This is a genomic window from Noviluteimonas gilva, from assembly GCF_009740395.1.
Taxonomy (GTDB): Bacteria; Pseudomonadota; Gammaproteobacteria; order Xanthomonadales; family Xanthomonadaceae; genus Noviluteimonas; species Noviluteimonas gilva.
Map to the genome: position 1 here is coordinate 701,532 of NZ_WOXT01000001.1, position 13,019 is coordinate 714,550.

At 67.9% G+C, this 13,019-nt stretch carries 10 protein-coding genes; 2 read left to right on the plus strand and 8 right to left on the minus strand.

Annotated elements, in window-relative coordinates; all coding sequences use genetic code 11:
• Positions 1–14: 14 nt before the first annotated feature.
• Genes GN331_RS16945 through glyQ form a run of 4 tightly spaced genes read right to left on the minus strand, consistent with a single transcriptional unit; the run spans position 15 to position 8,643 of the window.
• Entirely contained in the window at positions 15–3,827 is a 3,813-nt protein-coding gene (locus GN331_RS16945) for a translocation/assembly module TamB domain-containing protein (RefSeq protein ID WP_156640254.1), read from the minus strand.
• Between the two features lie 5 nt (positions 3,828–3,832).
• Positions 3,833–5,617 carry an autotransporter assembly complex protein TamA gene (locus tag GN331_RS03230; protein WP_156640256.1) on the minus strand — a complete coding sequence of 595 codons (1,785 nt, stop codon included), beginning with the start codon at positions 5,615–5,617 and terminating at the stop codon, positions 3,833–3,835.
• Positions 5,618–5,647: 30 nt separating this feature from the next.
• Complete coding sequence (gene glyS / locus GN331_RS03235; protein ID WP_156640258.1) at positions 5,648–7,723, minus strand: glycine--tRNA ligase subunit beta; 2,076 nt, start codon at positions 7,721–7,723, stop codon at positions 5,648–5,650.
• Positions 7,723–8,643 (minus strand): glycine--tRNA ligase subunit alpha, encoded by a 921-nt coding sequence (gene glyQ / locus GN331_RS03240; protein WP_156640260.1) that lies wholly within the window; start codon positions 8,641–8,643, stop codon positions 7,723–7,725. Before glyQ ends, glyS begins: the two co-directional genes overlap by 1 nt.
• Before the next feature lie 105 nt (positions 8,644–8,748).
• On the opposite strand from glyQ, the gene GN331_RS03245 reads away from it, so the two are divergent.
• The gene (locus GN331_RS03245; RefSeq protein ID WP_331713349.1) at positions 8,749–9,477 is read left to right on the plus strand and encodes a glutamine amidotransferase; all 729 of its coding nucleotides are present in this window, start codon (positions 8,749–8,751) and stop codon (positions 9,475–9,477) included.
• Between the two features lie 44 nt (positions 9,478–9,521).
• Positions 9,522–10,433, plus strand: a complete 912-nt coding sequence (locus GN331_RS03250) for a BPSS1780 family membrane protein (RefSeq protein ID WP_156640265.1) — start codon at positions 9,522–9,524, stop codon at positions 10,431–10,433.
• A 3-nt stretch (positions 10,434–10,436) separates the two neighbouring features.
• On the opposite strand, the gene tatC is transcribed toward GN331_RS03250, so the two are convergent.
• From tatC to GN331_RS03270, 4 genes are all read right to left on the minus strand, one after another.
• Entirely contained in the window at positions 10,437–11,198 is a 762-nt protein-coding gene (tatC, locus tag GN331_RS03255; protein ID WP_156640267.1) for a twin-arginine translocase subunit TatC, read from the minus strand.
• Entirely contained in the window at positions 11,185–11,694 is a 510-nt protein-coding gene (tatB, locus tag GN331_RS17015; protein ID WP_156640269.1) for a Sec-independent protein translocase protein TatB, read from the minus strand. Before tatB ends, tatC begins: the two co-directional genes overlap by 14 nt.
• Positions 11,695–11,702: 8 nt before the next feature.
• On the minus strand, positions 11,703–11,942 hold the full coding sequence (gene tatA, locus GN331_RS03265; protein WP_156640271.1) for a Sec-independent protein translocase subunit TatA: 240 nt from the start codon (positions 11,940–11,942) through the stop codon (positions 11,703–11,705).
• Positions 11,943–12,051: 109 nt separating this feature from the next.
• The gene (locus GN331_RS03270) at positions 12,052–12,921 is read right to left on the minus strand and encodes a lipid-binding SYLF domain-containing protein (RefSeq protein WP_156640273.1); all 870 of its coding nucleotides are present in this window, start codon (positions 12,919–12,921) and stop codon (positions 12,052–12,054) included.
• Positions 12,922–13,019 lie beyond the last annotated feature (98 nt).

Here is a 13,019-nt window from a genome sequence, read left to right on the forward strand (position 1 = left end):
GTACCAGCCTGCGGTTACTTCTCCTTGCGCCAGTTCACCGAGCCGCGGTTCTCGATGGTGCTCGACTCGATCTGGATGTCGAAGCCCTTGCGCAGTAAATACTTCAGCGTGAGCACCTGCCCGGTGCCGAGCAACGACACGCCGTAACCGACATACAACTTCGGCGAGAGGTACTTGCCGACACCGAACACGTTGCCGCCGAGCGCGCGCGAATCCATCACGCCCGCATCGTCGAAACCCAGGCGCGTGGCGAGTTGCGACGCGAGCAATCCACCGCCCGCGGACAGCGCTGCAGAGGCTGCATCGAGCTGGCGACCCTCGTCACTGCTGGCGGTGCTGAGCGGACGGCCGAGCACGAGATAGGAGAGCGCCTCGGATTCGTCCATCGCAGGTTCCGCCCAGACCTCGGCCTGCGGCGAGGTCGCATGCCCGCGCACCTGGATGCCCGCGGTGACATCGCCGACGACGCGTTCCGCGCGAATGTTGAGCAACGGATCGACGATCGCCGCGTTGCTCCAGATCAACTCGCCGCGCGAGACCGACAGCTTCTGCCCATACGCCTTGTACGTGCCTCCCACTTCCAGCGTGCCATCGCCGACCATCTCGCGGCCGGGACGTTGACGCACGCGCAGTTGGCCAGTGAGCGTGCCGTCGAGACCGAACCCGTTGAGCGCGACCGCGTCTTCGGGAAGCACGAGCGTGAGATCGAGCGACAGCGGCGAGGCAGCCGTGCGCTTCGGATCCACCGGATCGAGCACGACGACATCGGGCGAACGCGTCACGCCGCCTTCGAGACCTTCGAGTGCGATGCGCGCTTCCTGGACCGTCACCGTCCCGGTCACCTCGAGCGGTTGCTTCGCCGCGTAACGCACGGTGACATTCGGCGCGATCACCGCGTGCAGGTCGCGCGTGTCGGCGGCCAGCACCTTGTCGCCGGTGACGTTGAGCACGAGCGGCGTGTCGTCGCCGCGCCAACCGAGCGAACCGTTGACCTGGAGCGTGCCCTCACCGGAGCGGATCGAGCCCGCGATGCGCGCCGTACCGTCCTGCAACGCATCGAGGCGGACATCGCCATCGTGCAACTCGAGCGCGAGCGACGGCACGTCCGCCTGGAAGTTCGACAGATGCGCCTGGCCGCCGAGCGTCGGTTGCGCACGCGTGCCGCCGAGCGCGATGTTGCCTTCGATCAAGCCCGTGGGCTCGACGATGTCCGGCGACAACAGCTCCATCCACGTCAGCGAATCGGTGCGCAGCGTGACCTGGCCCGACAGCGGCGCGTACTCGTCCCAACCGGTGGCGATACGCGCATCGACGCGGCCGTCTTCGTTGAACGTCGTGCCCAGCGTTGCGGAGATGCGTTGCGGATCGAATTGCGCTTCGAACTGCAGCCCCGTGTAAGAGATCAGATCACGCCGCGAGCGCTCGCTGTTGCGCATGCCGCCATCGGCCGACGCCACGCGCACGTTGCCGCGCCACGCGTTACCGACCGGCCGCAACTGCCCGACCAACTGCAGGTCACCATGCAACAACCAAGGGCGGTCGTCATCACGCGGCGGCAACCAGGGCGTCGCGAGTTGAAGCGGCAGGCGATCGGCGCGCACATCGAGGCCACGTCGCGGCCAGTCGGCGCTCGCGCATAACGCGCCGCCGCCTTCCGTCGACAGGCATGCGTTCGACAACGCGCCATTGCGGCCGTCCCAACGCCACGTCGTCGGGCGATCCAACGCCCACGGCGATCCCTTCATCGGCGAGAGGCGCAGCGTCGACAAGGTACCGCCCCATTGCGCACCGCGCTTGACCGCGTCGCCCGACAGCGTCGCGCCGCCGTACGCCGTATCCGCGGTCGCATCGAGCGACAGTCGTTCCATCGCACCGCGCGCATCGACGACCAGATGCGAGACGGCCAGGCCGGCTTCGACATCACGCGCTTCCACGTGCAACACGCCACTGCCGTTGCGCCACGGCAACCTGCCGTTCGCACGCAGCGACGCAGCGCGGTAATCGCCCCAGTGCAAGGCTTCGCCGGTGAGGTCGGCCTGGATGTCGGGCGTCGCACGCGGCCCGCGCAACGACGCAGTCCCACGCAACACGCCGCCCGCGCCGGGCATCAGATCATCGAGTCGCAGCGGTTCGAAGCGCGCATCGACCGCGAGCGTCGCACCCACGCGCCCCTTTGCCGTCGCACGACTGCCGCCGAGCGACAACGCGACATCGCCTTCGACATCGCTGCCGTGCAACGCGACCTTCGCACGCGCATCGAGCGGGCGACCGCGCAAGGTGCCGCGCAGCGAAGGCGCATCGAGCGTCGCGTCGAAGCCTTGTCCATCGCTGCGCGCATTGCCGCGCGTCGTCAGCCTGCCCTGCACACGGCCGGGGAACGCCGGCACGAAATAACCGGGATCGAATCCCGCCAGCGTCGCATCGAGTTGCCATGCGAGCGCGGGCGACCAACGCACGTCGCCCTTCGCATCGAGCGTGCCGTTCGGCATGCGCGCCTGCAGCGCGTTGACGACCGCGTGCACCGTATCGCCGCGTGCATCGAAGATCAGCGTCGCGCGTTGGTTCTCGCGCAGGAAGCGGCCTTCGCCCTTCGCGGCCCACAGATCGGGCCTGCCCGCGATCCCGAAGTCCGCATCGGCGACCACCGCCGGCGCATCCGCCGTGCCGCCCCAACGCAAGCCGCGTGCATTGATCGCGAAGCGCAGCCGCTGGCGATTCGGATCGCGCAAGTCGGCGAAGCCTTGCAAGCGCGTGCGCCCGTCGAGCGCATCGATGATGAGCGGCTCGACGGTCAGCACCTTGTCGTCCAGCCGCACTTTCGATGGCTGGATCACCGCGCGCAGATCGCCTTGGCGCACGGAACCCTGGATCGTCGCGCTTCCACCGAGGCCATCGGCGCGCAACTCGACGGCGAGCGGCGTTTCGCTCGGCTCGCCGCCGCTGAGCAACGACAGATCCAGCACCGGCGCCTTCGCGCGCAGATGCCAACGCGGATCGGGTTCGCCGCGCAGCGTGAACGTCGCCTGCGCAGGTGCTGGCAAACGGCCCGCCACCGCGATGTCGAGCTTCGCGACATCGCCGCGCGCGACGATGCCGAAGCGCGGCGCGGTGCGCCCACCCTGCGTCGGCAACACGGCCGTCGCGACGAAATCGGTGCGATAGCGTTCGCGCGGCACGTAATCGCCATGCATCGCAAAGCGGCCGAGATCGCTGTCGACAGTGACGTGCTCGACATGCAGCAACCCGCGCGACGCGCGCAAGCCACCGCCGGCCTGGCGGATCGCGATCGTCGGAACGCCCGATTGCGTCAAGCGCAATCCGTCGATGCGGATCGTATCGGCCTCCAACGCGAGCGGCGGCTCGATCTTCGGCAACGATTCGGGCCATCGCGGGAACTCGAAGGGCTCATCGCTCTCGGGCAATTCGAGCGTCGCACCCCGCACATCGAGCGCATCCAGCCGCAACGTGCGCCCGAGCAAAGGGCGAATCGCCGGATCGACGAAGATCGTCTTCGCGGTGAACACGATGCGCTTGGTGGGCTGCGCAGGATCCGACGCGTAAACGAACCGCACGCCATGCATCGTCAACGGCCCCGACACCGGCCCTTCCGCGCTTTGCCAGGTCAAGCTCGCGCCCGCAGGTAATCGCGAGACAACCTGCGCGAGCAACACATCGCGCCCACCCACCGTCGTGAGCAGCCAATACACCAGCGCAATCGCGAGGACGACGAGCGCAAACGCACCCAGCAGTGAACGGAACGCGACTTTCCGCGCCAACGCACGCCGCGCCGCTGCGCGTTCGGCGCGCTGCTCCGGCGTGAGCGGCACGCCCCTCACAGGTCCGCCCCGATGTTGAGCGACACGGTCCAGCCCGCTTCATCGCCCGTCAGACCACGCGCGACATCCACGCGCACGGGCCCGACCGGCGAGCGCCATCGCGCGCCGATGCCGACACCGTAATGCAGGTTCGGCGTGGTGCCGTCGTAGGCATCGCCGAAATCCACGAAGGCCGCGCCGCCCCATTCTGGCAGGAAGTAGCGTTCGAATTCGACACTGCCAGTCACGACGTTCTTCGCGCCTTCGGCGTAATCGCCGTTGCGGGGACCGATTTCGCGCCACCCGTACCCGCGCACGCTGCGATCGCCACCCGCGAAGTAGCGCAGGCTCAACGGAATCTGAAACAACTCGTTGGTGAACGTGTGCCCGTATTCGCCGCGCAGCAACAAGCGATTGTCGGGCCCGAGGCCGCGGATCCAGCGCGCGGTCGTGTGCAACTGCAGGAACGTCGCATCCGAACCCACGCCCTGGATGCCGCCGCGCACGGTCGCCGTTCCCGCGAGCGCGCGCCGCGGATACAGGCGATCGTCGGCATCGATGTATTCGGCGGTGAGTGCCGGATACAACAGCGAGGCGTATTGATACGGCACTTCGGGATCGAGCGGATTGCCGGACGGGAAGCGCCAGCGTTCGCGCAAGGCGTGCAGCGACACGATGGCCGTCAGGTTGCGATTGATCTCACCGCTTCGGCTGCCGACCAATTCGAGGCGTCGCGTATCCGCGAACTGGCTTTGTTCGTCGGCCAGCTGCAGGCTCGCCGTGTACCAACCATCGAGCCAAAGGAACGCCGGCACGCGGTACTGCAACGTCGCGGTCTTCCTGCGCTGCGCGTAATCGATCTGCGCCAGCGCCTTGTGCCCGCGATCGTTGACGTAACGCCGTTCGAGCCCGAAGCGCACGCCCGCGCCGCTGTCGGTGCCGTAGCTCACGCCGGCGGTGTACACATCGCGCTTGGCGGGCGTGAGCGTGACGACGACCGGGACCTGCCCATCGACGGCCTTCTCCGGCTGCGGCTCGATGTCGATGCGCGAGAAGTAATCGAGCGACGTCAGCGATTTACGCAGGCGATCCAGACGGCCCTGGTGGTAGTACTCGCCTTCGTTCCAGTAGACCAACTTGCCGAGCAGGGCATCGCGCACGATGCGCTTGGGCGTCTGCGCGAACGTGACCTTGCCCATGTCGTAGCGCATGCCGCTGTTCCAGCGCAGCGAGACATCGGCCGCCTTGTCCGCGCGCGTGACTTCCACCCGGCGCGCGGTGAAATCGGCATCGAAGTACCCACGCTCCGCGAGACGCCGCGTGACCTGCGCCTTCGACGACTCATAGATCGCGTGGTCGAACACCTGGCCTATCGTGGGCTTGAACGCGGTGATCTCCTGCTGGAGATACCGATCGCCCGCGCCTTCGCCATCGATGCCCACATCGAAGTTGCGCACGCGCACCGGATCGCCCAGCACCACGCTGATGGTGACAGTGACCGGCGCATCGGGCACGCGCGTGCGGTCGATGGTGATCGTCGGCGAGTAGTAACCGAAAGGCTCCAGCGCTTCGCGCGTCTGCGCTTCGGCTTCGCGCACCAGGTAACCCATGCGGCGACCCGAGACGTCGCGGCCGATCGAATCGACCAGCGACAGCGAGCGCTTCACGTTTTCGGTCATCACCGGATCGAGGCCGCGCACCTGCACGTCCGCGACCTTGGCGGCGAACGCGGGCGCCGCGCTCAAAACGAGCGCGGTCAGCAGCAGAGCTTGTGAGACCGGGCGGGGGGAGACCGGGACCATACGGCCGAGCATACCCGGCCGGGGGATAGCTCAGGTCGAGAGATGCTCGATCGCGGCCACGCTGCCCAGGCGATCGGCGAGCCGCTTCAGCAACGCGAGGCGGTTGTTGCGCACCGCGGCATCGTCGACATTCACCATCACCTGGTCGAAGAACGCGTCCACCTGCGGGCGCAGGCGCGCGAGGCGGCCGAGCACGGCCACGTAGTCGCGGGCCTTCAGCGAAGCGTCGGTTTCGCCCACGGCCGCATCGACCGCTTCGCCCAGCTCGCGCTCGGCGCCGTCGGTGAAGCGCGCGGCGTCGACGGCCGAAGCCACGTCGCCCTCGGCCTTCTTCAGGATGTTGCGGATGCGCTTGTTCGCGGCGGCCAGCGCTTCGGCCTCCGGCAACACGGCGAACGCGCCGATCGCCTGCAGGCGGCGGTCGAAGTCGAGCAGCGACACGGGACGCAGCGCAGCGACGGCTTCGAACTGCTGCGGCGGCACGCCCTTGTCGGCGTAGTACGCGCGCAGGCGGTCGATGATGAAGTCGTAGAGCTCGTCGTTCGTGGTCTGCGCACCGATCGCGCCGAGTTGGCCGCGCGCGGCTTCGATCAAACGCGGCAGATCCAGGTCGATGCCGCGCTCGATGATCGTGCGCGCCAGGCCCAGGGCATTGCGACGCAGCGCGAAGGCGTCCTTGTTGCCCGTCGGCTTCAAACCCGCGGCGAAACCGCCCGTCAGCGTGTCGAGGCGTTCTGCAATGGCGAGCACCTGGCCGATCGGCGAGGGCGCGACCGCATCGCCAGCGAAACGCGGCATGTACGACTCGTCGATCGCGTTCGCGACGTCGGTCGGTTCGCCTTCGACGGCGGCGTAATAGCGGCCCGCGATGCCCTGCAGTTCGGGGAATTCGTTCACCAGGCGCGATTGCAGGTCCGCCTTCGACAGCTCGGCGGCGCGACGTGCGGGTTCCGGTTCGAGGAACATCTCGCGCGCGATGGTTTCGGCGAGCTGCGCCACGCGACGGCCCTTGTCGGCGAGCGTGCCGAGCTTGGCCTGGTAGGTGACGTTCGCCAGGCCCTCGCGCATCGACGACAGGCCTTGCTTCATGTCCTCGACGAAGAAGAACTTCGCGTCGGCGAAACGCGGACGGATCACGCGCTCGTAGCCCTTGCGGACTTCGGCGACGTCCTTCGACACGATGTTCGCGATACCGACGAAGGCGGGCGTCAACTTGCCCTGCGCATCGAGCACCGGGAAGAACTTCTGGTTGTCTTCCATCGTCGCGATGAGCGCTTCCTGCGGCACGGCCAGGAAGTCGGCTTCGAACCCGCACAGCACCGCGCTCGGCCATTCGACCAGGCACGCGACCTGCGCAAGATTGTCAGCGGACACGCGCGCGGTGCCGCCGGCCTGCGTGGCTGCGGCTTCGACTTCGCGCACGATGTTTTCGCGGCGCTCGTCGGGATCGACGAGCACCTTCGCGCCACGCAGCGCATCGACGTAATCGCCCGGCGCGTTGATCCACACCGGCTTGTCGTGCATGAAACGATGGCCGCGCGAATTGCGCCCGGCGCGCACGCCGAGCACCTCGCCTTCGACGACTTCCCCGCCGAGCAGCAGCACCAGCCAATGCACCGGCCGCGCGAATGCGTGTTCGTGCGCGCCCCAGCGCATCGGCTTCGGGATCGGCATCGCGGCGATCGCTTCGCGCACCAGTTCGGGCAGCAGCGTGGCGGTCTTCGCGCCCGGCTTCACCGAACGATGGACGAAACGCTCGCCCTTCGCGTCGCTCGTGCGTTCCAGCGCGGTCCATTCGACGCCGGCCTTCTGCGCGAACCCTTGCAGCGCGCGCGTGGGCTGGCCATCGGTGTCGAGCGCGACGTTGAGATACGGGCCGAGGACTTCGCTGCGCTGCTCGTCCTGTTCGACGGCCACGCCCGGCAACAGCACGGCGAGGCGGCGCGGGGAATAGAGCGGCTTGGCATCGCCGCGATCCAGCGCGATCCCGCGGCGCACGAAGCCTTCGATCATGTTGTCGAAGAACGCCTGCGCCAGGCCGGGCAGCGCCTTGACCGGCAATTCCTCGGTGCCGAGTTCGACCAGCAGCGGTTCCATCGCGGCCATCAAACGGTTTCCTTCTTTTTCAGGCCGGGGAAGCCCAGCTTCTCGCGCTGCGCGAAATACGCTTCGGCCACCGCCTGCGCGAGCTTGCGTACGCGGAGGATGTAACGCTGGCGTTCGGTCACGCCGATCGCGCGGCGCGCATCGAGCAGGTTGAACGAATGCGACGCCTTGCAGACCTGGTCGTAGGCCGGCAGCGGTAGATTGAGTTCGACGAGCTTCATCGCTTCGCTCTCGCAGGCGTCGAAGCGATGGAACAGCTCGGCGACGTCCGCATGCTCGAAGTTGTAGGCCGACTGTTCGACTTCGTTCTGGTGGTAGACGTCGCGGTAATACACCGTGCCCTGCGGGCCGGTCGTCCACACCAGGTCGAACACGTTGTCGACGTTCTGCAGGTACATCGCCAGGCGCTCGAGGCCGTAGGTGATCTCGCCGAGCACCGGGCGGCATTCGATGCCGCCGGCCTGCTGGAAGTAGGTGAACTGCGTGACTTCCATGCCGTTGAGCCAGACCTCCCAGCCCAGGCCCCAGGCGCCGAGCGTCGGCGATTCCCAGTTGTCCTCGACGAAGCGCAGGTCGTGCACCAGCGGGTCCAGCCCGAGCGCCACCAGCGAGCCGAGATACAGCTCCTGGATGTTGTCGGGGTTGGGCTTCATCACCACCTGGTATTGGTAGTAACGCTGCAGCCGGTTGGGGTTTTCGCCATAGCGGCCGTCGGCGGGGCGACGACACGGCTGCACGTACGCGGCGTTCCACGGCTCGGGGCCGAGCGCGCGCAGGAAGGTGGCCGGGTGGAACGTGCCGGCGCCGACTTCGAGGTCGAGCGGCTGGATCAGCACGCAACCCTGCGCCGCCCAATACGTGTTGAGGCGCTGGATCAATTCCTGGAACGTGATCGGTGCCGGCTTGCCGTTCTGCTGCATGGTGCGCGGACGTGGTGGCGTAAAAGCGGGCTAGTATAGGTGCGCGCGCCGATGCCCCGGCGCAATGCCTGCATTTTCCGGCCGTTTTGCCCCAATAGCCCCGCCTTGAACAGCCCCTTCCTGATCCTCGAAACCGGCCAGCCCGTCGCCTCGATGCGCCGGCACGGCACCTTCCCCCATTGGATCCGCGTCGCCGCCGGCCTGGCCCGCGACGAGGCGGTCGTGGCGAACGTGGAGGCGGGCGATCCGCTGCCCTCGACCGAAGGCTTCGCGGGGGTGATCGTCACCGGGTCGGGCGCGATGGTCACCGACAAGCACGACTGGAGCGAGCGCAGCGCCGCGTGGTTGCGCGAAGCCGCGCACGAAGGCGTGCCGCTGTTCGGCATCTGCTACGGCCACCAGCTGATCGCGCACGCGCTCGGCGGCGAGGTCGGCTACAACCCCTCCGGTCGCGAGATGGGGACCATCGGGCTCGAGCTGCACCCGCCGGCCGACGAAGACCCCTTGTTCCGCGGCCTGCCGGCGCAATTCCCCGCGCAGGCCACGCACTTGCAGACCGTGCTGCGCGCGCCGGCCGATGCGCTGGTGCTCGCGCGCTCGCCGCTGGACGATTGCCACGCCTTCCGCTGGCGCGGGCATGTCTGGGGCGTGCAGTTCCATCCCGAATTCAGCGGCACGCACATGCGCGGTTACGTGCGCGCCCGGCACGACGCGCTCGCGCGCGAAGGCCATTGCGCGAAGCAGGTGAGCCGCAACGTCACGGCCGCGCCGCACGCGCGCCGGGTGCTGCGGCGCTTCGTGCGCCACGCGCGGCACCTGCGGCACGTGCCCTGATCCATCCCCCCATCTGCTGCGGCCCCCACCGCGACGGAGCATCGATGCAAGTCCGCAAGATCCCGGTTTCCCAGGGCCTGGCGTGGTTTCGCGCCGCGATCGACCTTGGTGCGCGCAACCCGAAGGCCGTGTTCGGCGCCGCGCTGTTGTTCATGGCGACGCTCTATCTGTTCGCGTTGGTGATGGTCGCCGTCGTCGTCGCCGTGCGCGGCGAAGCGAACGCCGCGCCGAACCTGATGCTGGTGGCCATCGCGTTCGTGCCCTTGTTCATCGGCCTGATGGTGCTGGTGCCGATCCTGCTCGGCGGAATGATGCACGTGATCCGCGAAGCCGAAGCCGGCCGGCCGGTGCGCGCGCGCGATCTGTTCGCGCCGTTCCGTTCGCCGCGCTTGCCGGCGCTTGCGTTGCTCGGGCTGTTCCAGATCGTTCTGGCGATCCTGGGCGGCATGGTCTTCATCGCGCTCGCCGGGCCGACGTATTGGCAGGAGTACCTCGGCGCCATTCGCGGTGCGATGGGCGGCGCCACGCCGGTGATGCCGCAGCCGGCGCACCCGGGCCTGCTCGCGATCGCGCAGCTCACGTTCAATTACTTCACCTACGCGGTGATGTTGTTCGCCGTGCCGCTGGTGTTGTTCTCCAACCTCGGCATCGTCGAAGCGGTGCGCGATGCGCTGCGCGCCTCGGTGCGCAATGTCGGCGCCAACCTCGTCGCCGCCGCGTTGTTCGTCGCCGGCACGCTGGTCGCGGCGATCGTGGTGCTGCTGATCTCGCAGTTGTTCGCCTGGATCGGCGGCCTGGTGCATCCGGCGGTGGGCGCGCTGTTGATGATGCTGCCCTTGCTCGCCTTCGCCGCGGCGATGCTGGTCATGCTCGCGGGCGGCGCGTACATCGCGTGGCGCGACATCTTCGACGACCCGCAGGCGCCGACGCAGCCCTTCAACGGCATCGAAGCCTGAGGATCAGGCCTCGGGCGTTTCGGTTTCTTCTTCGACTTTCTTCGGCGCGACGAAGCGCGAGGCGAGGATGCCCGCTTCGTACAGCAGCATCATCGGGATCGCGAGCATCAACTGCGAAATGACGTCCGGCGGCGTGATCACCGCCGCGACCACGAAGATGCCGACGATCGCGTAGCCGCGCCACGCAGTCAGCTGCTTCGGCGTCACCCAGCCGAGCAGCACGAGGATGACCAGCGCGACGGGCAGCTCGAAGCTCGCGCCGAAGGCCAGGAACAACACGAGCACGAAGTCGATGTACTTGCCCAGGTCCGGTGCCATCTGCACCGACTCGGGCGTGAACTTCGTCAGGAAGTGGAACACCGAGGGCAGCACGAGGAAGTACGCGAACGCGCAGCCGGCGTAGAACAACAGCACCGACGAGGCGAGCAGGGGCGCGGCGAGCCGCTTTTCGCGCTTGTACAACCCCGGCGCCACGAACGACCACGCCTGGTAGAGCAACCACGGCGCGGAAATGAAGACCGCGGTGAAGAACGCGAGCTTCACGGGGACGAAGAAGCCGCCCGCCGGATCGATCGCGATCATGCGCTGGCCCGAAGGCAGCTGGCTGATCAGCGGGTAGGCGATCCGGTCGTAGAGCTGCGCGGCGAACGGCATCAACGCGCCGAACACCAACAACAGGCCCGCCAGCGCCCACATCAGGCGCGAACGGAGTTCGATCAGGTGATCGACGAGGCGCGAGGGTGCGGAAGAATCAGCGTCCTGCATGGGTGTCGTCGGTGTGCTTCGGGTGCGGAGGTGCGACCTCGTCTTCGTCGTCTTCGTCGGCGGGGATCGGCGGTTCCCAATCCATGTGGCTGGCCGATTCCATCGAACGCTCTTCTTCTTCGTCTTCCTTGCGTTCCGGCAGCAGCGACTGTTGCTCGCCTTCCGACGCCGTGCCCGCGCCCGGCTCGACGCCCGCGACCGCCGCGGCGGCCACGTCGTCGAATTCCTGCTTCATGCGGTCCTGGATCGAGTTGGCGCCCGCGCGCAATTGCTCTTCCGCCTCGCGCAGCGACGCACGTGTTTCGGCCAGGCTGCGCTTGAGTTCGTCGGCGGCGAGGTCCTGTTCGAACTCCTGCTTCACCGAATGCCACTGCGCGCGCGCCTTGCTCACCCAGAAGCCGGCGAACCGCGCGGCCTTGGGCAGTTTTTCAGGGCCGAGCACGATCAGCGCGATGACCGCGATCAGGAAAATCTCGCTGAAGCCGATGTCGAACATCGCGCGCCTCAGCGCGGCGGATCGTTACGCTGCTCTTGCTCGCGGCGCTCGCGGTCGCGCAGGTCCTGCTCTTCGCGAGTGGCGTCGGGCAGGCGTGCGGCGGGCTTGTCGTCGTCGCTCATGCCCTTCTTGAAGCCCTTCACCGCTTCACCGACGTCCTTGCCGACGTTGCCGAGCCGCTTGGTACCGAACACCAGGACCACGATCACCAGCACGATCAGCCAATGCCAGATGCTGAAACCGCCCATGTGGAGTGCCTTTCTGGGGGAAAGAGACCGACAGGATAACGCAGCCGATGTTAGAACCGCCCGAAGATGAACGGGCGGTCCGGGCGTTCCGACGCGCGGGTGCGGCGGATCAGGGGGTCGGCGGCAAGGACTCGGTGCGCGCGGGCGCATCCTCATCCGGCACGACGGGCGTGGTGCCGCCGGTGACCGTCGTCGTCTCGATGACGGTCGGCGCGGGCGTCGCCGTCGCGCCCACCGGTGCCGCGCTCGCGACCGGCGTACCGGTGCCGCGATTGCTGCGTGCGAGCGCGGTGGCTTCTTCCAGTTGGTCGCGCACCTTGACCAGGTCCGCCGACGGGAGTTGCGTCGCGCGGTTCTCGAAGATCATGCGCGGCGTGCTGCCGCTGCCGTACGCGGCCTCGTTGGCGCCATCGTCGATCGAGAGCACCGCGCCATCCAGCGCGACGCCGGCGAACAACCCGCGCGCACGCGACCACGACCAGATCTCCGCCTTGAACTGCCCGTCGGTGGCCGTCGCCGCATTGCGGCCCACCGGACCTGCGGCCACGGCCGCGTCGGCGCCGAGGGTGAACTTGCCGTTGACGATCGAATCCACGCCGCGCTCGCTGCGGAAGACCAGCACGACGTCGGAGGATTGCACGCCCGCCTGGAAGCCGATGCTCCCGCCGGTGAGCGTGATGAAGCTGGGGTTGGACCACGTGCCGTCGGGCAGCTTCACCGCCATCACGCCGTGGCCGCGGCGCCCGCCGATGACCAGGCCGGCCTTGATGGTGTCGGGGACGATCACGATCGCCTTGGCTTCGTCGAGCAGCTTGTCGGGGATCGCGTTCTCGGGGATGGCCTGGATGTCGGTGATCACGCGCAACGCGTTGCGGGCGCGCTCGTCCTCGCGCACGCCGGCGAAGGCGGACTGCAGGCTCGAGGCTAGCAGCAGCGAAGCCACTGCGACGGTGAGGGCACGGCGGGTCTTGCGAGGCATGGGGAACTCCACGATCGGGGCGGGGGCAACGCAATGACGACCAATGACCACAACGGCCAGCGACGGTTCAGTCTCCGCGCGCGGCGATGAATCGCGAG